Here is a 20485-nt window from a genome sequence, read left to right on the forward strand (position 1 = left end):
CAGCGAGGGCGCGCTTGAACCTGTCCGTTCGCGAGCGGGTCTACGAACGGGCGACTCACCCGGTCGCGATGGGCGGGTACTCCGCTTCGGTCTCTTGGACGACGTAGAGGTCGGTGTCGAGTCGCGCGGCGACCCGGCCGCCGACGGTGTTTACGGGTCTGACGAAGCGACCGATGTTGTCGCTGCCGACCACGACGAGCGTAGCGCCGTTCTCGCGGGCGACGTCCCGTAGCCGCCGAGCGATGCTCCCCGACTGGGCCCGTCCGGCGAGGACTATCGGGTGAAACTCCGCCGTCGGCGCGAGCGACGCGACGCGCGCCTCGAAGCGCGAGACGATCGCCTTCGCATCGAACGTCTCGTCCGCCGTTATCCACTGGTGGTCGAGTGCGTTTTCCCGGTCCCGCGGAACGACCGTCGAAACCACGAGCGCCTCGTCCAGCGAGTACGCGAGCGATTGAGCGCGTTCGAGCGCCGCGCTCGACACCGTCGTCCCATCGTACGGCACGAATATCGTCATCTACGTCCCCCGCGTACCCGTCGGTCTCCGACTCACTTAGCAGTAGCCGACGGTTATCTCCCCGTGAGAACACCGGGCTCGGTCCCGCGCTACTGGGACAACCCGCGAACCCGCGACTGCGTGTGCTCGGGAAACACCTCGCCGACGGCCGACTCGCCGTATTCCTCGGCCAGCAGCGCCCGCAGTTCGACCTCGTAGTCGGCCTTGGGAACCTGAGCGCTCGGCCCGGTCTCCACGTCCAGTTTCTCGGCGGCCATCGCGTCGATCGCGCCGCGACCCACGCCCGCGAGCGGCGCGAGGTAGTCGACGCCGAAGCGGTCCTCGACGCTCTGGGCCAGCGGGCGGTCGATCGTCGGCACGCGGTCGTCGCGTCGCGTGCCGTCGGCGACGGCGTCCAGCGACTCGGTCCACTCGCCCGCCGCCAGCGTCTCCACGGCGTGTTCGTGGACTTCCTGGATGCCGTTTCGCGGGTAGCCGTCGTCGTGCATCCGGGAAACGGCGTCGCGGGCTACCTCGGGGTCGAGGTCGACCGTCTCGTGGGCGAAACCGACGGCTTCGGCGGCTTCGCGGGCCGGGTCGGGATCGACGACGCCGAAGGTCCCGGTGACGAGCGTCACGTCGTAGAAGGGGTCTAAGAGGAGCGCCGAAAGCGTCGAGTCCTTGCCAGCGCTGTACAGCAGTCCGCAGCGCATCTACCGGCGCTTGATGTCGAAGCTCTTCGAGTCGGGGGTGAGTTCCGAGAGCAGTTCCTTCATCTGCTCTTCGTCGATCTGGTCCTGTACGCGGCCGCTGCGGGCCAGCGCGACGACCTGTTGCTCTATCTGGTCGCCGATGTCGGGTTTCGACATCTTGACGGTGTTGAGCCGTTTGCGAGCGCCGTCGGTGAGGTGCTGGCGCAGGACGGCCTTCTTCTGGGCCTCGGCTTGCTCCTGTGCGGCCTGCTGGGCCTCGGCGTCGCCGCCCTCTTGCTGTTCTTTCAGCTGTTCCATCTTCTGCTTGCGGAGTTCTTCGATGTCTTCCTCGCTGGGGTCGCCGCTCATAGCTAGATGAAACTACCGGTGTCGGCGGGAAAACGATTTCGGAGACTCGACTGTGGGCCGGAGAACGGAGAAACGAGTTACGCGTAGCGTTCGAGTTCCGGACGGCCGATGTCCGTGAGGACTTCGCCCGCAGTGTCGTCGAGGAGTGCGCGTCCGTCGCCGGTGACGCGGCGGCCGTCGTTCTCGCTGGTCTCGACGTAGCCGGCGTCTTCGAGCTGCTGGAGCGCGGTGCGGATGATGCTTCCCGACCCCTTCGCCTTCTGCTTGGGGCGGACGCGGTAGCGCGTCGAACCCTGCTTGGACTTGCCGTACTCGGCGCGGAGCGCGTTGACGCCGACGGGGCCGTCGACGGCGACCTTCCGGAGCAGGCTGGCGGCGCGGCGCTCCCAGAAGTTGTCCTGTTCGGGCGGGAGTTCGCGGTCGACGCCGGTCTTGGTGAAGGTGACCCACTCGGGGGCCTCGATGTCGTCTTCGTCCTCGAACGTCTCGGTGAGGGCCTCGATGAGGTCCTCGGCGGGCGCGTCGTAGAGTGTCGTCATTGGACCTTGGTTCCCGTCCGCGTCATTTAAGCGCATCGTTCGCTTCGTCGGGCGTGAACCGTTCACTCCCCGGGGCTGGCGGCCGCGTGATTCGCGCCGAGGGCGCTGGCGACGCCGGCCCCGACGAGCGTCGGGAGCAGGTACGTCGCGCCCCGGTGGATGAGCACCGCCGACGCCGCCGACGCCGCCGGGACGCCGGCGGTGGAGACCAGCAGCGTCACCAGCACCGTCTCGATGGCACCCGACCCGCCGGGAAGCGGGGCGACGCTGGCGATGCTGCCCAGCGGCACGACCAGCAGCACCGTCGCCACCGGGACGGCGTAGCCGATGGCGTACAGCGACGTCCATAGCGACGCGGCCAGACAGCCCCACCCCACCGCTGAGAGGCCGAGCGTCTGGAGGACGGTCCGCCCGTCGGTGGCGATGCGTTCGATGGCCGCGAAGAAGCTCTCGATGCGCGCCTCGATGGCCGCGGCCGTCGGCGGCGACCGCCGCGGGACGACCCGGCCGAGCGTCCGAACGACCGGCGTGAACACGCGGACGACGGTGGCTTCGAGTTCGTAGCGGTAGCGCCACCCGAAGTACGCGGCGAGGGGTAAGCCGACCGCCAGCACGGCGACGGCGACGGCGGCGAACACGAGGTTGCGGCCGAGGCGAACCGCGCCGGCCGCGACGAACGTGAAGCCGACGATGGCGTAGCCGATGGAGGGGACGAAGTGGACAGTGTCCACGGTGGCGATGGCGGCCAGTCCCGTCTCGTACTCGCTGTCGGCCGCCGAGGAGATGAGTAGCGCGGAGAGCGGCTCCCCGCCCGCCTGTCCGAACGGCGTGACGTTGTTCGAGAAGACGGCCGCCGTGTAGACCAGCACCGCGGTGGCGGGAGCGACGGGGTTCCCGAGCGCGTTCAGCACCGACCACAGCGCTAAGCCCCACGCGGTCATCCAGACGACGGCGATCCCGACGACGGCGAGCAACGCGGCCGGGTCGGCCCGCAACAGCGCCGACAGCGTCCGGTCGACGCCGACGACCCACACCAGCACCGCGAGGACGCCGAGTGCGCCGACGAAGCCCGCGACCGTCGCCCAGCGGTTGCCGTCCATATCGGGCCGTCGGGCGTCGGCGATTTGAACGTACCGACGTGCGCGCGACGGGGTGACTCGACGCCGCGCGAGACAGGGGCCGTCCCCACGGACGTATCCCGGGTCGTTTTGCGCCGGGGGGACGACGCGTGCGTATGGACGAACAGGCGGCCCTCGCGCTCATCGGCGACCGGCTCCCGGCGGCGGGCGACGACTGCGCCGTCCTCGACGGGCAGGTCATCACGACGGACATGCTTCACGAGCGGACGGACTTCCCCGACGGGACGACCCGCTACACCGCCGGCTGGCGGGCCGTCGGCACGTCGCTGTCGGACGTGGCGTCGATGGGGGCCGAGGCGACGGCGGCGGTGGCCGTCTACGCCGCTCCGGAGTTCGACGGCGACGAACTGGTGGCGTTCGTCGACGGAGCGGTAGACGTCTGTGAGTCGGTCGGCGCCGAGTACGTCGGCGGCGACTTAGACGGCCACGAGGAGTTCACCGCCGCGACGACGGCGCTCGGCGAGACGGAGAGCCCGGTCCTCCGATCCGGCGCGTCACCGGGCGAAGCGATCTGTGTGACGGGGACGCTCGGTCGTTCGGCCGCCGCGTTGCGGTTGTTCGAATGCGGCGACGACGAGGCGGCTAACGATCTGTTCCGGTTCGAGCCGCGCGTGCGTGCGGGCGTCGCGCTCCGCCCCTACGCGACGGCGATGCTGGACTCCAGCGACGGTCTGGCCCGGTCGGTCCACCAGATCTGTGCGGCCAGCGACTGCGGGGCCACCCTGGACGACCCGCTCCCGATCGACGAACGAGTCGAGACGGTCGCGACGGACGACGACGACCGGCGAGAACTGGGCGTGTTCTTCGGCGAGGACTTCGAACTGGTGTGTGCGATACCCGAAGACGACCTCGCGGCCGCACGCGAAGCAGTCTCCTGTCCGCTTCACCGGGTCGGTACCGTCACCGACGACGGCGTGACGCTCGACGGCGAGCCGCTCCCCGACCGGGGGTACTCGCACTGAACGCCCGCTAAAATCGGTCGTCCGCGGCGAGCGCCGTCTCGACCTGTTCGACGGCCGCAGCCGCGGCACTCGCCCGTTCGTCGTGCGTGAGTTCGCTCCCGTCTCGGTCGCCGTCCGCGTCGTCGGCCGTACCGGGGTCGATGGTCATGCTATGAACGAACGTACGAGACACGTCCCCGTATAAATATACGACCGTTCGCCGCCGTTCAGCAGTTTCTCACAACAGTTCTGGCCGCTACAATCGTTCTTTCCCGTTCTCAACCGGACCGTAAACGCCGTCCAAAACGCTGAAATCGACGGAATTCGTGTTAATCTTCCTCCAAGTGTGAAACAGTCTCGCCCGCGTGACGAAAGAGTGGCTACGCGGTGACTATCTCGAACGGAATCGGCGTGAAGCAGGCGATTCCGAGTGCGAACGTCGCGACACCGAGCGCGATACGGCGGCGGTCGAGCGGTTCGTCGATCGTCGGTTCCGCCGGTCCCGCGTAGGCGAGCCCGGTAGCGAAGACGCCCCAGAAGGCCCAGAGGGTCCAGACGCCGAAGCCGATCGGGGGCGCGTCGCGGGTGAGATAGAGGTATCCCGAGAGCGCGAACAGCGCGCCGGGTACCGCCGCCGCGATGGTCTCCTGTCGGCGGCCGACGATCGCGCGGACGATGTGCCCGCCGTCCAGTTGCCCGACCGGGAGCAGGTTGAGGAACGTGAAGAACATCCCCGCCCACCCGGCGAAGACGACGGGGTGGACGGCCTCTCGGGGACCGTACTCGATACCGATACCGAGCAGTACGACGAGTTCTTGCAAGCCCTGAAGCAGGAGCGGGTCGTGGAAGTTGATACCGTACTCGGCACCGCCGTCGAGGACGCTCTGGGGGACGGTGATCGGGTCGAGCGTGAGCCCGATTATCGTGACGACGACCGTGGCGACCAATCCCGCCAATGGCCCGGCGACGCCGATGTCGAACAGCGCGCGCCGGCTCGGGATGCGACCGCGGATGTTGATGACTGCCCCCATCGTCCCGAGCAGCGAGGGGAACGGAATGAAGTAGGGGAGCGTCACGTCGACGCCGTGATACCGAGCAGCGGCGTAGTGGCCCAGTTCGTGGATGCCGAGTACGCCCAACATCGAGACGACGAACGGCCACGCCTCGAAGACGCGGAGCGGTTCCTCAGCGACGGGGATGTAGTACCACCCGCTCGCGCCGACGTACAGCGTCGAGGCGATCGTCGCGAGCAAGAGCGCGACGTTGAGCCACGGAACGCCACCGCGACTCGCTTCGGTCGGTTCCGCGACCAGCGCGTACTGCTGTCCGCGCGTGTCGAGCGGCATCCCGCCGTCGGTCGGCTTCGCGGACGCCTGTCGCTCTAACTCGACGTCGTAGCCGTACTCGGCGAACACGGGAGCGAGTTCGTCGGCGACGCTACGGGGAGGGACGAGCGGATCGCCGAAATATCGGAGCGTCTCGCCGTCTCGGTGGACGGTCGCGACGTGGAAGACGGCTGCCATCTCGGCGGGCGACGGGGATTCGTCGGCGGGACGACTCATCGTTCAGTCGTAGAGCGTGCGGACACTAATATACTCTGCCCGACAGGAGAAACGGGGTGGGGACCGGAAGCGGGAGCGGGTGCCTTACGCGGGTTCGACGCGCCACGTCGTCGCGCTCGTGTACGACCACTTCTCGACGTGGATCTCCGTGGCGCTGTCTTTGAGCTTGACCATCAGCGCGCCGATTTCCTTCGGCGAGAGGCCGACCTCGTCGGCGATGAATTTGCTCTTGAAGTACATCTCGCCGTCGGCGGCCTTCTCCGCGAGGAAGGACTTCAGGCGCTGTTCTTTGGAGGGCTCTTCCTCGTTGGAGGGGGATGCAGTTGCGCTCATCTGTGTCACCTCGACTCCATCTTCTGCCGGAGAGAGTATATAAAGAAAGGAAGCTTCGCGTCACTTCGGGGCCTTTCAGGAAAAATCGCCGTGAAATGCATATTTTATAACCGTTTCAGAGTGCCTTAGACGTTTTATAGTGTAATTTAAACGCTTAGTACGGAGATCAGAGCGGGCCATTTTTCAGAACCGCGAACCCGGTATTATCACGTATTTCTGGCCCACTTTACGGATAATATTGCTGGTTTTACGTCTGACGTGTGTCAGCCACCGTCCGCGGGTGCGGTATGCTGTGACGGCGGTATTCGGCTGGGGTTGACAACCCTTAAGAGCGTTTCGCGGTTACGCCGGGCCAATGAAAGTCGTCGTCTCTATCGGTGGGAGCGTCCTCGCTCCGAATCTCGAACCGGACCGCGTGGCCGAGTACGCCGCCACGCTCCAGACACTCGACGAAGCGGGACACACGCTCGGCGCGGTCGTCGGCGGTGGTCCGACCGCCCGGGACTACATCGAGAGCGCCCGCGAGCTGGGGGCCAACGAGATCGAACTCGACCAGCTGGGAATCGCCGTCACGCGCCTGAACGGCCGTCTGCTCACCGCGGCGCTGGACGACCGGGCGGCGTCGACCCCCGCCGAGAGCTACGAGGCGGGACGCGAGGCTATCCGCCGCGGCGACATCCCCGTCCTCGGCGGGATCGTCGCCGCCCAGACCACCGACGCCGTGGCCGCCGCCTTCGCCGAGTACGTCGACGCCGACCTGCTGGTGTACGCCACCTCCGTCGCGGGCGTCTACGACGACGATCCCAAGGAAAACCCCGAGGCGACGCGCTTCGACCACCTCACGGCGTCCGAACTCGTGGACATCATCGCCGGGATGGAGATGGCCGCCGGCAGCAACGCGCCGGTCGACTTACTCGCCGCGAAGGTCATCGAGCGCGCGGGCATCCCGACGGTCGTCTTAGACGGCACCGACCCCGAACGCGTCCGGGCGGCCGTCGCCGACCGCGAGTTCGACGGCACCGAGATCGTCCCGGAGGCATAATGGCCGAAGACCCCTACGAAGTCGGTAGCGGCGGCGAACGAGCGTTCTGGGCGGACTCGGTCGCGGACGCCGTCGAGGCGCGCGACCCCGAGGACCCGATCGTCATCAAGGGCGGCGTCTCCCCCTCGGGCGTGCCACACATCGGCCACTTCAACGAGATAATGCGGGGATACTTCGTGGCCGAGGCCCTGCGCGACCGCGGTCACGAGGTCAGGCAGGTGTTCACCGCCGACGACAAAGACCGACTGCGGAAGGTCCCCCGGCAACTCGCCGACCTGGAGTGGAACGTCGTGGGTCTGGGCGAGGTGAACGCGGGCGCGCTCGGTCGCAATCTCGGCAAGCCCTACACAGACATCCCCGATCCCTTCGGCTGCTGTGACTCGTACGGCGCGCACTTCACCAACCTGTTGAAGAAGAGCGCCGAACTCGTCGGCGTCGACGTCGAGTTCGTCTCGAACACGGAGATGTACGAAGACGGCGAGTTCGAGGCCGTCACGCGGCGCGTCCTCGAACGCGCCGACCGCGCCCGCGAGGTGCTCGCGGAGTACCAGGACAAGGTCGACGACGACTACGTCCCGTTCGTCCCCCAGTGTGAGAACTGCGGGAAGCTCACCGAGGGCGTCACCGACGTGGACTTAGAAGCCGGCGAGGTGCACTACGTCTGTACGGACGTCGAAGCCGGCGACCAGACCATCGAGGGCTGTGGGCACGAGGGAACCGCCACCCTGCGCGACGGGAAACTCCCGTGGCGCTTCGAGTGGCCCGCCCAGTGGGATATTCTCGGCGTCGACTTCGAACCGTTCGGGAAGGACCACGCCGAGGGCTCCTGGCCCTCCGGCGAAGACATCGCCGAGAACGTCCTTGGCGTCGACCCGCCCGTGCCGATGGTCTACGAGTGGTTCACGTTGGAGGGCGAACCGCTCTCCTCCTCCTCGGGCAACGTCGTCACCGTCGACGAGGTGCTCGAGATCCTCGAACCGGAGGTGTTCAAGTACTTCTTCACGAAGAACCCGCGCAAACAGCGGGACTTCTCCGTCGAGAACGTCGACCGACTGGTCGACGGGTTCGACCGCTTCGAATCGCTGTACTTCGGTGAAATCGAACCCCGCGACGAGGAAGAGCGAGAGGTCGCCGAGCGGGCCTATCCGATGGTCGTCGACGACCCCCGCGAAGAGCGCGTCCGCATCCCCTACACCTTCGCCGCCGTCCTCGGGATGACCGACGACCCCGAGCTGCGCGAGCAGATCGCCCGCAAGGAGGGGCACATCCCCGAGGGCGCGCCGGAGTGGGCCGTCGCCAACGCGCTCGCTCGCGTCGAACGCGCCCGCAACTGGGCGCGCCGGACGAACAACGAGTTCGACTACGAACTCAAACGGACCGAACTGCCCGCGACGGACTTCGATTCAGAGACAGAAGCGGCCCTTGACGAACTAGCGGACTTCGTCGCCGAGGGCCACGACGGCGAGGCGATACAGGGCGAGATCTACGAGACGGCGAAGCGACACGACATCGACATCGGCGACTTCTTCTCGGCGGGCTACCGCCTGCTGTTCGACGACACCGAAGGCCCGCAGCTCGGCCCGTTCATCTCGAAACTCGACCGGGAGTTCGTCGTCGAGCGGTTGCGGAGAGAGGGGTAGGCACGCTTCCGGTCGGAGATTGGGCCGCCTGTTGGTGGGAGCATACGGCGCGAGCGCAGCGAGACGGTTCACCGGAAACGCGGCGAAGCCGCGCTTTCCGGCCTTTTTCGTCGCCGGGAGAGCTTCGCTCTCCCGTGCTCGCACTCGCTTTGCGAGTGCGACCGACGTTCGCAAGCGCGTCGCGCTTGCGAGCCCACCAGAAATCTCCGATTTCTGAGGGCGTTTTTGGGTAGCGAGGGACGCTCCGCGTCCCTCGGACCATGCGAACGGGCGGTGCGAGGCGGTTTCACCGTCTCGCACCGCCCGTGAGCAGACGGGGGTTGAGGCGAGCGCGTCGCGCTCGCCGAACCCCCCATCGAAAAAGGTCGAATCCGAACCCTCTTGCTTTGCTGGCTCCACGTACCGATAGATGGTAAGCACGCTGACGTGGGTTCTCGCTGGACTCGTCGCCTACACGCTGTTGGCGATGGCGCTCAAAGCCCGCGGCGTGGTTCCCGATTTCATCCGTTTCAGTGGGCCGATAACCACGATCCACACCCAACGGGGAAAGATAATCCTCGAGAAGCTGGCACGCCCCAAGCGGTTCTGGCGGGCGTGGGGGAACCTCGGCGTCGGGATCGCGCTCGTCGTGATGGCCGGGTCGTTCCTGCTGGTCATCTTCGGGGCGTATCAGGCGATTATCAACCCGCAGCCCTCGGCGCTGAACGAACCCCGGAACGCGCTGGCGATTCCGGGCGTCAACGACTTCCTCCCGCTGTCGGTCGCTCCCGAGATTCTCTTGGGGCTACTTCTCGGTCTGATCGTCCACGAGGGCGGTCACGGCCTGTTCTGTCGAGTCGAAGACATCGACATCGAATCGATGGGACTGGCGCTCATCGCGGTGATTCCGGTCGGCGCGTTCGTCGAACCCGACGAGGACGAACTGCTCCGCTCGGACCGCGGGTCACAGATCCGGATGTACGCCGCCGGCGTGACCAACAACTTCGCGCTGTCGCTCGTGGCCTTGCTCCTCCTTTTCGGGCCGATCGCGGGCTCGCTGGCCGTCGTCGACGGCGTTCCGGTCGGGGATTCGCTGCCCGGGTCGGCCGCCGACGAGGCGGGCATCGACTCCGGCGACGTCATCACGGCGATCGACGGGCAGTCGGTGAGTAACTCCCGGGAGCTCCAGGCGGTACTCGCCGAGAACGACCGCCGGAGCGTCGACGTCTCGCTCGACGACGGCTCGACGACGACGGTAGAGCGCGCCCCGATCGTCGTCGGTGCCGTCCAGAGCGCGCCGCTCGGCGTCGGGACGACGATCACCGCCGTCAACGGAACCGAGGTGTACACGCGGGGCGACTTGGACCGAGCGGCACGCAATCACACGGTCGCCGCGATTCAGACCGAAGACGGGGAGGCGGTGACGACGCCGCTCGGGGCCTACGGTCGCGTCACCGCGGGCAGTCCGCTGGAGGCGGCGGGCGCGCCCGCCAACGCGTCGATAATCGTCACGTCGCTCGACGGTCAGCGCACCCAGAGCGCGAGCGCGCTCGGCGAAGCGCTCTCGCGGACCAGTCCCGGCGACCAAGTGACCGTCGTCGGTTACGTCGACGGACAGCGACGGGAGTACACGGTGACGCTGGCCGAACGCGACGGCGCCGACAGCGGGGTCCTCACGAGCTCGTTCCGCGCGGGCATTAGCGGCTTCGAGGTCAACGACTTCGGCATCGACCAGTACCCCGCCGCGACGTTCCTGGAGTTCATCGGTGGCGACTCCGAGAACCCGAACGCCGAGCGGGGCTTCTCGTTCGTCCAGCGCGTCTTCGCCATCCTCATCCTGCCCTTCATCGGCGTCGCGGGCGGCTTCGGCTACAACTTCGCCGGCTTCACCGGCATCGCCGCGAACTTCTACACCGTGCAGGGGCCGCTCGCGGCGCTCGGGACGACGCCGGTGTTCCTACTGGCAAACGCCCTGTTCTGGACCGGCTGGATCAACCTCGTCATCGGCCAGTTCAACTGCGTGCCGACGTTCCCGCTGGACGGCGGGCACATCCTTCGGGCGACGACCGAGTCGATCGTCTCTCGGCTCCCGGTCCCCGACCGCCGCCGGGCGACGACGGCGGTGACCGTCGCGGTGACGGTGTCGATGATCGCCGGCTTGGTCTTGATGGTGTTCGGCCCGCGTTTCTTCGCCTGACCACCGCGCCTGTGCTCTTCGCCCCGAAATTCGCAACCGTTCGAACCGGCTTTCGTTACCCATTTACTGCCCGCCGCGAGAGTTGGCCGTATGTTTATAGCGCTCCGCGCGGAGGTCGAGGACGCCCTCGAAGCCGCGCTCACGGAGTTAGGTCTGCCGACCGACGACCTCGGCATCGAGAAGCCGCCGGAAGACGTCGACGCCGTCCTCGCGTCCAGTGCGGCGTTCCGACTGGCCGGTGAGGTCGGTGCGCCACCGCCGAAGGTCGCCGCCGACGTCGCCGACGCCATCGACGCCGACGCGCTCGCCTACGTCAGCGAGGTCACCACGCAGGGACCGTACGTCAACTTCCTGCCCAGCGAGGCGTACTTCGCCGAGACGCTGGAGGCGGCGGCCGACGAGGAGTACGGCCGCCTCCCCGACCGCGACACCAGCGTCGTCGTCGAACACACCTCCGCTAACCCCACGGGGCCGGTCCACGTCGGTCGGGCGCGTAACCCCATCATCGGCGACGCCGTCGCCCGCGTGCTCGATTACGCCGGTTACGACGTCGAACGCCACTACTACGTCAACGACGCCGGCCGCCAGATAGCGGTGTTCACGTGGGCCTACGAGACGTTCGAGGAGTCTGATCTACCCGATCCCGAACGGGACTCCCCGGAGTACGAGATGGTCCGTTACTACCGGAAGGGCAACGCCTTCCTCGAAGACGCCGACCCCGACAGGGTGGAAGAAGCCGAAGCCGAGATTCAGGCGATTCTCCAGGGGCTAGAGGAAGGCGACGAGGCGACGTTCGAACGCGTGGCCGAAGTGGTGGACACCGTCCTCGGCGGGATGCGCCGCACCCTCGCCCGTCTCCCCGCCGAGTTCGACGAGTTCGTCAAGGAGACGCGGTTCATGCGCGACGACTCGACGGACGAACTGGTCGACCGACTGCAGGGACTGGACTGTGCCGTCTACGAGGACGACGCGTGGCAGCTCGACCTCCCCGACTTCGAGAAGAATCTCGTCTTCCTGCGTTCCGACGGCACCTCGCTGTACACGACCCGCGACCTGGCCCACCACGAGTGGAAGTTCGACAACTACGACCGCGCGGTCACGGTGCTCGGCGAGGACCACAAACTGCAGGCCGACCAGCTCTCGGCCGCGCTCGAACTGCTCGGCAACGATACCGACCAGCTCAGACAGGTGTTCTACTCGTGGGTCAACCTCCCCGAGGGCGGCATGAGCACCCGCGAGGGGACCGGTATCGACCTCGACGACCTGTTAGACGAGGCCATCGACCGCGCCCGCGACGAGGTCGAATCCCGCCTCGACGACCGCTCGCGAGGTGAGTTAGACGAGGACGATATCGAGCGCATCGCCCACCAGGTCGGTATCGGTGCGGTGCGCTACGACATCGTCTCGAAACAGCCGACGAAGGGGATCACTTTCGAGTGGGACCGCGCCCTCGACTTCGAGGCCCAATCCGCCCCCTACGTCCAGTACGTCCACGCGCGATGCTGTGGAATCTTAGACGAGGTCGACGACGACGAACTCGCTCCCTCTCAGGGCTTCGAGCACCTTGACGAACCCGAAGAGCGCGACCTCCTCCGGGTCGTCGCCCGCTTCCCAGCGGTCGTCGAGGAAGCCGCCGAGGACCTCCAACCACACTCCGTCGCCACGTACACGCGCGACCTCGCGGAGACGTTCAACGCCTTCTACCGCGAGTGTCCGGTCTTAGACGCCGACCCCGAGACGCGAGCGGCGCGACTGGCGCTCGTCGCGGCCACGCGTCACGCCGTCGCGAACTCGCTCGACGCCGTCGGCGTCGAAGCGCCGACCTCGATGTGAGTCTCGGTTTCGAGGGCAGCGAAACGGCGGTTTTCGGAGTGTAACTGTGCGATCTCGAGATCACGCTTCGAGCGCGGCGTCGAAGTAAGACGGCGACGAGACGACTGTTCCGTCTTCGAGGCACACCTCGTGCCCTCACCTGAAACACCTGCCTCTGGAAACGACCTGCCGACGACGGCCGAACGCACTATGTTCTCGACGAACCGGTCCGTCTGCGTAGCAAACAGGAGTCGTGGTACCGCCACTCTCGGAAGTGTTATACCCGAGAGCGGACTACATTTGTTTGTAATGTCTAACGGAAAAGTTGATTTCTTCAACGACACTGGCGGCTACGGTTTCATTTCGACTGACGACGATGCTGTCGACGACGACGAGGACGTGTTCTTCCACATGGAGGACGTTGGCGGTCCGGACCTCGAAGAGGGCCAGAACGTCGAGTTCGACATCGAATCATCCCCGAAGGGACCCCGCGCGACGAACCTCGTCCGCAACTAACGATTCGTTCCGCCTGTCGTTTGTAGCGATAGACGGCAATTCGTTCTTTCAGATAGTACATGTCGTAGCTACCGCTCTCTATCACACGATTTGCGCGGCCGCTGCTTGGTGACTAGACTAGTGTCCTTCAGCGTAGCTCTTGAAACCTCACCGATCGAGTGTTCCAACAGAACTGTCTCAGTTGAACAGGCCGAAGACGCCGCCCGAATCCTCGTCTTCGGCGTCTCCGTCCGCTTCCTCGACGAACCAACTGTCGTCGACGATGGTCTCGATGTCCCCCGCGGCCGTCTCGCCCTGGAAGAAGAGCCGTTCGAGCGCGTCGGTCAGCCGGAGGTACGCGTCCGCGGCGGGGCTCTCAGGTCGGTTGAGCACCAGCGGTTCGTCGGTCGTCGCCTGCGGGTCGTCCGGCACGACGGCCAGCAGCGGGAACTGGAAGCGGTCGGCGATGTCGGCGACGTCGGTGTGGCGAGTGACGCGGTTGATCACTGCGCCGACGACCTCACCGTCGATGCGGTCGGCGAGCTCGGCCGTCTTGACCGTGTCGCCGATGGCGACGTCGTCGGGCGTCGTCACGAGGACGATACCGTCGGCGAGTCCCAACGGGACGGCCACCTCGTGGCTCAGGCCGGCACCGGTGTCGATGAGCACCACGTCGTAGGCGTTCCGGAGCGTCTTGATGACCTTCCGGAGCTTCGCCGGATCCGCGTCGGCGAACGCCTCCAGGGACTGCTCGCCGGGGATCACCGTCAGCCCGCCGGGTGCATCCGTGAGCGCCTCGCTGACGGCGGCGTCTCCCGCGAGGATCTCGTGGAGGCTCTTCTCGGGTTCGACCGTCAGCATCGCACCGAGGTTCGCCATCCCGAGGTCCGCGTCGACGACGGCGACGTCGTAGCCCATCTCCTGCAGCCCCGCACCGACGTTGACCGCGGTCGTCGTCTTCCCGACGCCGCCCTTGCCGCCTGCGATCGTACACACGTACCCCGCCATAATCTGATTGTCTGTCCCCTAGACTGGCACTCATATAAAGCCGGGTGTCCCCGTCTCACGGTGGCACGGGACGACACTCGCTTCGCTCACTGCGGTTCTCACTCGCGTTGCTCTCTGCACCACGCGCCCCTGCTTCACGGTTCGCTTCGGTCACCGCTCCGCTTCGAGGGCCGCGCCTTTCAGTCGCGCGCCCTTCGCACGTTCGGCGAATCTCGCTCCGCTCGATTCGCCCGCCTGTCTCGCGGCTCGTTCCTCGCCGCTCGACCGTACGGAGGCGTTCGCTTCGCTCACGCCTCCCTGTCAACAGGTTCTTACACCGCCTGAACCAACACGAAGTAATGAGTGAGCAGGAACAGGAGCAGTCGGACAAACAGAAGTACGAGTTCCGAAAGGTAATCGAGGAACTCAAGGGCTATCAGGGATCGGGAACACAGCTCGTCTCTATCTACGTTCCCGAGGACAAGCTCCTGAGCGACGTCGTCGCCCACGTCACGCAGGAGCACTCCGAGGCGTCGAACATCAAATCGAAGGACACCCGAACGGCCGTCCAGGACGCGCTGACGTCCATCAAGGACCGGCTCCGCTACTACGAGACGCGGCCGCCGGAGAACGGCATGGTGCTGTTCTCGGGGGCCATCGACACCGGCGGCGGTCGAACCGATATGGTGACGAAGGTCCTGGAGAGCCCGCCGGACCCCATCGAGTCGTTCCGCTATCACTGTGATTCGGACTTCCTCACCGAACCGCTCGAGGAGATGCTGGCCGATAAGGGCCTGTTCGGGCTGGTCGTCTTAGACCGGCGCGAGGCCAACGTCGGCTGGCTGAAGGGCAAACGCGTCGAACCGGTCAAGTCGGCATCCTCGCTCGTGCCGGGCAAGCAACGAAAGGGTGGTCAGTCCGCTCAGCGTTTCGCCCGCCTGCGTCTCGAAGCCATCGACAACTTCTATCAGGAGGTCGCGGGCATGGCCAACGACCTGTTCGTCCCCGAACGCCACGAGATAGACGGCGTCCTCGTCGGCGGTCCCTCGCCGACCAAGGACGAGTTCCTAGACGGGGATTACCTCCACCACGAACTGCAGGACATGGTGCTCGGGAAGTTCGACGTGGCTTACACCGACGAGTCGGGGCTGTACGACCTCGTCGACGCCGCCGAGGACGTGTTGGCCGAGCACGAGATGCTGCAGGACAAGCAGGTCATGGAGGAGTTCTTCAAGCAACTCCACGACGGCGACCTCGCGACCTACGGGTTCGACCAGACCCGGAAGAACCTCAACATGGGCGCGGTCGAGCAGCTGCTCATCTCCGAGGACCTCCGGAAGGACGTGGTCGCCTACACCTGCGAGAACGGCCACGACGAGTACGAACTCATCGACAGCGACGCGGCGACGCCCGCGCACGACTGCACGCGATGCGGGGCGACGGTCGATGCCGGGGCGGGCGAACGTGAGGACGCGATCGACCACCTGATGGAACTGGGCGAACAGCGCGGTACCGAGACGGTGTTCATCTCGACGGACTTCGAGAAGGGCGAACAGTTGCTGACCGCCTTCGGCGGCATCGCCGGACTGCTACGCTACTCGACCGGCGTCTGATCGGGCAGCGACGACGCGTCCAGAAAGGGGGGTACGGGGTAGTGGGGTCGGTGTGGGTTTCGGACAGGGTAGTCCACGAACGGACACACGTTCCGACTCCGCGTTTCTGTAAAGAAGGCGTTGGTACATACTATCTGTACCTAACTGGTTAGGGATTCCCGCCGACACCTACAGCAACTGTTCGAGTTGGTGCCGTCTGCGAGCGAGGTCGACGTGGGCGTCTCCGCCGTAACTGTCTGCGAGTCGGTCCACGACGAGCAACGGGTCCGTTCCCGCGCGTTCGGCCCGTTCGAGCAACGCCGTGATCTCCTGCCGGTGTAGCGCCAGCGAGTCAAGTAGCCCGAGTATGAGGACCATCGGCACCGCTGCGTCCGGATTCGATGGTATCGCATCGTCGAGAACGGTCAGGTCGGGAATCGTCTCCGGCGGGTCCTCGGCCGGTCCCATCGCCAGACAGGTTCGGCAGATAGTCGCACCGACAGCGTTGCCCGGCAGATACTCCCGCAGCTCGGGCGGGACCGGGACGGCGAGCGTCTCGCCACCACACTCGGAACAGGACATGGAGAAAACAGGGACGACGGGGAGAAAGGGATATCGGCTGTCCGGTCAGTCGTCGGCGGTGAGCGGATCGACGGACTCGGCTTCGGACTCCTCGGCGGCGATGGCGTCTTCTTCCTCTTCCTTCTTGGCTTTGATCTTCTTCATGCGGAAGATCTCTTCGCGCTCTTGCTCTTCGAGTTTCTGCTCGATGTACTCCTTGTTGTCGTGGAGGTCCGGCAGCAGTTTGAACTCCAGGGCGTTGACGCGGCGCTTGGTCGTCTCGATCTCCTCGAGCATCTTCTTCATCGCCGTCTCGACCTCGGCGGCGAGGATGATCTGTTCGAGCAGTTCCTCGTAGGCGTCGGCGGCTTCGTCGATGCGGGCGGAGGTCCCCATCACGCCGTAGCCGCGCTCGTCGAGCGACTTCCTGACCTTGCTGGACTCGATCTGCGGGACGACGACGCCCATGATGTTCTTCGATTGGGTCGTCAGCTCCGGGTGTTCTTTCAGCGCGGCCGCGGCCCCGCGAACGGCGACGTCACCCTCCATCGCGCGGGCCATGTTGATGGCGCGCTGGGCGCGCTCGTAGGAGTCGTCTAAGTCGTTTCGGACGTCCTGTGCCTGATCGAGGATGTCCATGAACTCCATGATGAGGCCGTCACGCTTCTTCTCCAGCGTGTCGTGTCCGCGCTCGGAGAGCTCGATGCGGTCCTCTATCTGCATCAAGTTCTTCCGAGTCGGTTTGACGTCTTTAGCCATTGTGGGGCTCTATCGGGCCTAGGCAGTTAACCGTTTTCAGTCGTCGCGCGACGGTTCGGCCGACCTCGCCGTTCGGAACGGAACGTGTCGGTACCGATGTGACTACGGAACCGTAGCGAGTCGAAAAAGCTCGAGTCGAGACGAGAACGGGCCGAGTTAGGCTTCGACGGCCTCTTCGTCGGCGCTCTCTGCGGTCTCGTCCTCGCGGTAGTGCTCTTCGATGAGCTCCTCGTCGATGCGGTTGAGCGCGTCTTTCGGGAGCATCGAGAGCAGGTCCCAGCCGAGTTCGAGCGTGTCGTCGATGTCGCGGTTGGTGTCGAAGCCCTGGTCGACGAACTCGTCCTCGAAGCGGTCGGCGAAGTCCAGGTACTTGTTGTCCAGGTCCGACAGCGCCTCGCGGCCGACGATGTTCACGAGGTCGCGCAGGTCCTCACCCTCCGCGTACGCGGCGAAGATCTGGTCTTTCACGTCGGCGTGGTCGGCGCGGGTCAGCCCCTCGCCGATACCGTCGTCCATCAGCCGCGAGAGGCTCGGCAGGACGTTGATCGGCGGCTGGACGCCCTGACTGTTGAGGTCGCGGTCGATGTAGATCTGGCCCTCGGTGATGTAGCCGGTCAGGTCCGGAATCGGGTGGGTGTCGTCGTCGCCGGGCATCGTGAGGATGGGAATCTGCGTGACGGAGCCCTCACGACCCTCGATACGGCCGGCCCGCTCGTAGAGCTGAGCGAGGTCGGTGTACATGTATCCGGGGTAGCCACGCCGACCGGGAACCTCTTCACGCGCGGCACCGATCTCGCGCAGCGCCTCGCAGTAGTTGGTCATGTCCGTCAGGATGACCAGCACGTGGTAGTCCTTCTCGAAGGCGAGGTACTCGGCCGTGGTGAGCGCGAGTCGCGGCGTGATCGTCCGCTCGACGGCGGGGTCGTCCGCGAGGTTCATGAAGACGACCGAGCGTTCCAGCGCGCCGGTGCGCTCGAAGTCGTCCATGAACTCGTTGGCCTCCTCGGCCGTGATACCCATCGCACCGAAGATGACTGCGAACTCCGAGCCCTCTCCGTCGTCGCCCTCTTCCTCTTCGGGGACGGACGCCTGTCGCGCGATCTGCAGCGCGAGGTCGTTGTGGGGCAGCCCCGACGCCGAGAAGATGGGCAGTTTCTGCCCGCGGACGAGCGTGTTCATACCGTCGATGGCAGAGACGCCGGTCTGGATGAACTCCTCGGGGTACTCGCGCGAGTAGGGGTTGATCGCCGCGCCGACGATGTCCTGTCGGTCGTCGGGGACGATCTCCGGGCCGCCGTCGATCGGCTGGCCGGTCCCGTCCATGACCCGCCCGAGGAGGTCCTCGGTGACGGGCATCTTCATCGTCTCGCCGAGGAAGCGGACGGAGGCGTTGCGGTCGATACCCTCCGTGCCCTCGAACACCTGGATCGCGACGTAGTCGCTCGCGGATTCGAGCACCTGGCCGCGGCGGGTCTGGCCGTCGCCGGTCTCGATCTCGACGATCTCGTCGTACCCGACCGGTTCGTCGGTCTCGACGAACACCAGCGGGCCGCTGATTTCCGTGATTGTCTGATATTCTTTCATCGTTAGTACTTCTCCCGGAGCTGGGACTTGATGTCCTCCTCCAGTTGGTCGACGTACTCGTTGTAGTCTTCCTGCACGCCGATGCGGTTGATGCGCGGCGCGGCGTCGATGTCGGTGATCTCCTCGACGGGGACGCCGGCTTCGAGCGCCTCGAAGGCCGCCTCGTTGTACGACTGGATGACGTCCATGATGCGGTAGGTCTTCTCCGGTTCGCAGTAGGTGTCGACGTCGTGGAACGCGTTCTGCTGGAGCCACGCCTCGCGCAGGTATCGCGCGATCTCGAGCGTGAGCTGCTGGTCCTCCGGCAGGGCGTCCTTCCCGACGAGCTGGACGATCTCCTGCAGTTCGGCCTCCTCGTCTAAGACGTCGATGGCCCACTGTCGCGTCTCCGGCCAGTCGTTCCGGACGTTCTCGACGAACCACGGGTCGAGCTGGTCCCGGTACAGGGAGTAGGACTCGTTCCAGTTGATGGACGGGAAGTGCCGTCGTTCGGCGAGGTCCGCGTCCAGCGCCCAGAACGTCTTGACGATACGCAGGGTGTTCTGCGTGACCGGTTCCGAGAAGTCCCCGCCCGGCGGCGAGACGGCCCCGATGACCGAGACCGACCCCTCGGTGTCGTTGATGTTCTGGAAGTAGCCGGCGCGCTCGTAGAACTCGCTCAGGCGAGCCGAGAGGTACGCGGGGTACCCCTCCTCGCCGGGCATCTCCTCCAGCCGGGAGGAGATCTCGCGCATGGCCTCGGCCCACCGGGAGGTGGAGTCGGCCATCAGCGCCACGTCGTACCCCATGTCGCGGAAGTACTCCGCGATGGTGATTCCCGTGTACACACAGGATTCACGCGCCGCGACGGGCATGTTCGACGTGTTGGCGATGAGGCAGGTCCGGTCCATCAGGGCGTTGCCCGTGATGGGGTCTTCCAGTTCCGGGAAGTCCTCGATGACCTCGGTCATTTCGTTGCCGCGCTCGCCGCAGCCGACGTAGACGACGATGTCCGCGTCGGCCCACTTCGCGAGCTGGTGCTGGGTGACCGTCTTCCCGGAGCCGAACGGCCCCGGAATCGCGGCCGTCCCGCCCTTCGCGATGGGGAAGAGGCCGTCCAGCACGCGCTGACCCGAGATGAGGGGTTCGGTTGGCGTCTCCTTTTCGTTGGCCGGGCGCTGAGTGCGGACCGGCCACTCCTGGCGCATCTGGATCTCCTCGCCGTTGTCCAGTTCGACGACCGGCTCGGTGACGGTGAAGTTGCCCGACTCGGCGGACGTGACTTCGCCGCCCTCGTAGTCCGGCGGGACCATCACTTTGTGGTCGATGCTGGGCGTCTCGGGGACGGTGCCGACGATGTCGCCGGCCTCGACCGTGTCGCCGGCCTCGACGGTCGGCTCGAACTCCCAGGTCTTCTCTAAGTCGATCCCCGGCGCGTCGACCCCGCGGTCGAGGTACGCCGAGTTCATCTTCTCTTCGAGCACGTCGAGCGGGCGCTGGACGCCGTCGTAGATGGCGTCGAGCATGCCCGGCCCGAGGTCCACCGACAGGGGCGCTCCGGTCCCCTCGACGGGTTCGCCGGGGGAGACGCCGGAGGTCTCCTCGTACACCTGGATGGTGGTGATGTTACCTTCGATCTCGATGACCTCGCCCATCAGCCCTTCCGAACCGACGTAAACGACGTCGTTCATCCGGGCGTCGAGGTCTCGAGCCGTTACGACCGGTCCCGAGACGCTTTCGATGATGCCGTCCTCGCGGACGTCGGATTCTGTTGCTTGACTCATTGT

Annotated in this window: 21 protein-coding genes; 7 read left to right on the forward strand and 14 right to left on the reverse strand. The window is 66.0% G+C overall.

Translation table 11 applies throughout. The annotated features are described in order from the left end of the window. Positions 1-55 precede the first annotated feature (55 nt). The 5 genes from EGH23_RS15575 to EGH23_RS15595 form a co-directional block, all read right to left on the reverse strand. On the reverse strand, positions 56-517 hold the full coding sequence (locus EGH23_RS15575) for a universal stress protein (protein ID WP_220580912.1): 462 nt from the start codon (positions 515-517) through the stop codon (positions 56-58). 89 nt (positions 518-606) lie between these two features. After that, entirely contained in the window at positions 607-1209 is a 603-nt protein-coding gene (locus EGH23_RS15580) for a DUF7411 family protein (RefSeq protein WP_220580913.1), read from the reverse strand. Further along, entirely contained in the window at positions 1210-1557 is a 348-nt protein-coding gene (locus EGH23_RS15585; protein ID WP_220580914.1) for a DNA-binding protein, read from the reverse strand. A 77-nt stretch (positions 1558-1634) separates the two neighbouring features. Further along, positions 1635-2096, reverse strand: coding sequence for a 30S ribosomal protein S19e (locus EGH23_RS15590; protein ID WP_220580915.1), 462 nt, complete (start codon positions 2094-2096; stop codon positions 1635-1637). A gap of 62 nt (positions 2097-2158) precedes the next feature. Beyond that, complete coding sequence (locus EGH23_RS15595) at positions 2159-3196, reverse strand: lysylphosphatidylglycerol synthase transmembrane domain-containing protein (RefSeq protein ID WP_220580916.1); 1038 nt, start codon at positions 3194-3196, stop codon at positions 2159-2161. Between the two features lie 134 nt (positions 3197-3330). Here EGH23_RS15595 and thiL point away from each other — a divergent pair, with 134 nt between their 5' ends. After that, complete coding sequence (gene thiL, locus EGH23_RS15600) at positions 3331-4197, forward strand: thiamine-phosphate kinase (RefSeq protein ID WP_220580917.1); 867 nt, start codon at positions 3331-3333, stop codon at positions 4195-4197. A gap of 7 nt (positions 4198-4204) precedes the next feature. On the opposite strand, the gene EGH23_RS15605 is transcribed toward thiL, so the two are convergent. The 3 genes from EGH23_RS15605 to EGH23_RS15615 all read right to left on the reverse strand — a co-directional run bounded on the left by EGH23_RS15605 (position 4205) and on the right by EGH23_RS15615 (position 6071). Next, a complete protein-coding gene (locus EGH23_RS15605) occupies positions 4205-4345 on the reverse strand; it encodes a hypothetical protein (RefSeq protein ID WP_220580918.1) in 141 nt (46 codons plus the stop codon). Positions 4346-4556: 211 nt separating this feature from the next. Further along, the gene (locus EGH23_RS15610; protein WP_220580919.1) at positions 4557-5738 is read right to left on the reverse strand and encodes a site-2 protease family protein; all 1182 of its coding nucleotides are present in this window, start codon (positions 5736-5738) and stop codon (positions 4557-4559) included. Positions 5739-5822: 84 nt separating this feature from the next. Continuing rightward, positions 5823-6071, reverse strand: a complete 249-nt coding sequence (locus EGH23_RS15615; RefSeq protein ID WP_162318152.1) for a DUF7123 family protein — start codon at positions 6069-6071, stop codon at positions 5823-5825. 355 nt (positions 6072-6426) lie between these two features. Between EGH23_RS15615 and pyrH the strand changes: the two genes are divergently transcribed. From pyrH to EGH23_RS15640, 5 genes are all read left to right on the forward strand, one after another. Continuing rightward, a complete protein-coding gene (gene pyrH / locus EGH23_RS15620) occupies positions 6427-7113 on the forward strand; it encodes a UMP kinase (protein WP_220580920.1) in 687 nt (228 codons plus the stop codon). Then, on the forward strand, positions 7113-8753 hold the full coding sequence (gene lysS / locus EGH23_RS15625) for a lysine--tRNA ligase (RefSeq protein WP_220580921.1): 1641 nt from the start codon (positions 7113-7115) through the stop codon (positions 8751-8753). Before pyrH ends, lysS begins: the two co-directional genes overlap by 1 nt. A gap of 409 nt (positions 8754-9162) precedes the next feature. Further along, positions 9163-10929 carry a site-2 protease family protein gene (locus EGH23_RS15630; RefSeq protein ID WP_220580922.1) on the forward strand — a complete coding sequence of 589 codons (1767 nt, stop codon included), beginning with the start codon at positions 9163-9165 and terminating at the stop codon, positions 10927-10929. A 90-nt stretch (positions 10930-11019) separates the two neighbouring features. Further along, positions 11020-12762, forward strand: coding sequence for an arginine--tRNA ligase (argS, locus tag EGH23_RS15635; protein WP_220580923.1), 1743 nt, complete (start codon positions 11020-11022; stop codon positions 12760-12762). A gap of 288 nt (positions 12763-13050) precedes the next feature. Beyond that, on the forward strand, positions 13051-13257 hold the full coding sequence (locus tag EGH23_RS15640; protein ID WP_135303876.1) for a cold-shock protein: 207 nt from the start codon (positions 13051-13053) through the stop codon (positions 13255-13257). 177 nt (positions 13258-13434) lie between these two features. Here the strand turns inward: EGH23_RS15640 and EGH23_RS15645 are convergent, their stop codons facing one another. Together EGH23_RS15645 and EGH23_RS15650 are read right to left on the reverse strand one after the other, a co-directional pair. After that, complete coding sequence (locus tag EGH23_RS15645; protein WP_220580924.1) at positions 13435-14244, reverse strand: MinD/ParA family ATP-binding protein; 810 nt, start codon at positions 14242-14244, stop codon at positions 13435-13437. 150 nt (positions 14245-14394) lie between these two features. Beyond that, a complete protein-coding gene (locus EGH23_RS15650; protein ID WP_220580925.1) occupies positions 14395-14535 on the reverse strand; it encodes a hypothetical protein in 141 nt (46 codons plus the stop codon). A gap of 47 nt (positions 14536-14582) precedes the next feature. Here EGH23_RS15650 and prf1 point away from each other — a divergent pair, with 47 nt between their 5' ends. Further along, positions 14583-15836 (forward strand): peptide chain release factor aRF-1, encoded by a 1254-nt coding sequence (gene prf1 / locus EGH23_RS15655; protein ID WP_220580926.1) that lies wholly within the window; start codon positions 14583-14585, stop codon positions 15834-15836. A 168-nt stretch (positions 15837-16004) separates the two neighbouring features. Here the strand turns inward: prf1 and EGH23_RS15660 are convergent, their stop codons facing one another. The 4 genes from EGH23_RS15660 to EGH23_RS15675 all read right to left on the reverse strand — a co-directional run bounded on the left by EGH23_RS15660 (position 16005) and on the right by EGH23_RS15675 (position 20482). After that, on the reverse strand, positions 16005-16397 hold the full coding sequence (locus EGH23_RS15660) for a DUF6276 family protein (RefSeq protein WP_220580927.1): 393 nt from the start codon (positions 16395-16397) through the stop codon (positions 16005-16007). A gap of 45 nt (positions 16398-16442) precedes the next feature. Then, positions 16443-17135: a V-type ATP synthase subunit D gene (locus EGH23_RS15665; RefSeq protein WP_220580928.1), complete on the reverse strand. Its 693-nt coding sequence runs from the start codon at positions 17133-17135 to the stop codon at positions 16443-16445. Between the two features lie 156 nt (positions 17136-17291). After that, complete coding sequence (locus EGH23_RS15670; RefSeq protein WP_220580929.1) at positions 17292-18719, reverse strand: ATP synthase subunit B; 1428 nt, start codon at positions 18717-18719, stop codon at positions 17292-17294. Positions 18720-18721: 2 nt separating this feature from the next. Next, positions 18722-20482 carry an ATP synthase subunit A gene (locus EGH23_RS15675; RefSeq protein WP_220580930.1) on the reverse strand — a complete coding sequence of 587 codons (1761 nt, stop codon included), beginning with the start codon at positions 20480-20482 and terminating at the stop codon, positions 18722-18724. Positions 20483-20485 lie beyond the last annotated feature (3 nt).

It is taken from the genome of Haloarcula nitratireducens, assembly GCF_019599505.1.

Excerpts from the sequence above, each read along its gene's own strand:
- EGH23_RS15575 (WP_220580912.1), bottom strand. The coding sequence starts at position 517 with ATGACGATATTCGTGCCGTACGATGGGACGACGGTGTCGAGCGCGGCG.
- EGH23_RS15580 (WP_220580913.1), bottom strand. The coding sequence starts at position 1,209 with ATGCGCTGCGGACTGCTGTACAGCGCTGGCAAGGACTCGACGCTTTCG.
- EGH23_RS15585 (WP_220580914.1), bottom strand. The coding sequence starts at position 1,557 with ATGAGCGGCGACCCCAGCGAGGAAGACATCGAAGAACTCCGCAAGCAG.
- EGH23_RS15590 (WP_220580915.1), bottom strand. The coding sequence starts at position 2,096 with ATGACGACACTCTACGACGCGCCCGCCGAGGACCTCATCGAGGCCCTC.
- EGH23_RS15595 (WP_220580916.1), bottom strand. The coding sequence starts at position 3,196 with ATGGACGGCAACCGCTGGGCGACGGTCGCGGGCTTCGTCGGCGCACTC.
- thiL (WP_220580917.1), top strand. The coding sequence starts at position 3,331 with ATGGACGAACAGGCGGCCCTCGCGCTCATCGGCGACCGGCTCCCGGCG.
- EGH23_RS15605 (WP_220580918.1), bottom strand. The coding sequence starts at position 4,345 with ATGACCATCGACCCCGGTACGGCCGACGACGCGGACGGCGACCGAGAC.
- EGH23_RS15610 (WP_220580919.1), bottom strand. The coding sequence starts at position 5,738 with ATGAGTCGTCCCGCCGACGAATCCCCGTCGCCCGCCGAGATGGCAGCC.
- EGH23_RS15615 (WP_162318152.1), bottom strand. The coding sequence starts at position 6,071 with ATGAGCGCAACTGCATCCCCCTCCAACGAGGAAGAGCCCTCCAAAGAA.
- pyrH (WP_220580920.1), top strand. The coding sequence starts at position 6,427 with ATGAAAGTCGTCGTCTCTATCGGTGGGAGCGTCCTCGCTCCGAATCTC.
- lysS (WP_220580921.1), top strand. The coding sequence starts at position 7,113 with ATGGCCGAAGACCCCTACGAAGTCGGTAGCGGCGGCGAACGAGCGTTC.
- EGH23_RS15630 (WP_220580922.1), top strand. The coding sequence starts at position 9,163 with ATGGTAAGCACGCTGACGTGGGTTCTCGCTGGACTCGTCGCCTACACG.
- argS (WP_220580923.1), top strand. The coding sequence starts at position 11,020 with ATGTTTATAGCGCTCCGCGCGGAGGTCGAGGACGCCCTCGAAGCCGCG.
- EGH23_RS15640 (WP_135303876.1), top strand. The coding sequence starts at position 13,051 with ATGTCTAACGGAAAAGTTGATTTCTTCAACGACACTGGCGGCTACGGT.
- EGH23_RS15645 (WP_220580924.1), bottom strand. The coding sequence starts at position 14,244 with ATGGCGGGGTACGTGTGTACGATCGCAGGCGGCAAGGGCGGCGTCGGG.
- prf1 (WP_220580926.1), top strand. The coding sequence starts at position 14,583 with ATGAGTGAGCAGGAACAGGAGCAGTCGGACAAACAGAAGTACGAGTTC.
- EGH23_RS15660 (WP_220580927.1), bottom strand. The coding sequence starts at position 16,397 with ATGTCCTGTTCCGAGTGTGGTGGCGAGACGCTCGCCGTCCCGGTCCCG.
- EGH23_RS15665 (WP_220580928.1), bottom strand. The coding sequence starts at position 17,135 with ATGGCTAAAGACGTCAAACCGACTCGGAAGAACTTGATGCAGATAGAG.
- EGH23_RS15670 (WP_220580929.1), bottom strand. The coding sequence starts at position 18,719 with ATGAAAGAATATCAGACAATCACGGAAATCAGCGGCCCGCTGGTGTTC.
- EGH23_RS15675 (WP_220580930.1), bottom strand. The coding sequence starts at position 20,482 with ATGAGTCAAGCAACAGAATCCGACGTCCGCGAGGACGGCATCATCGAA.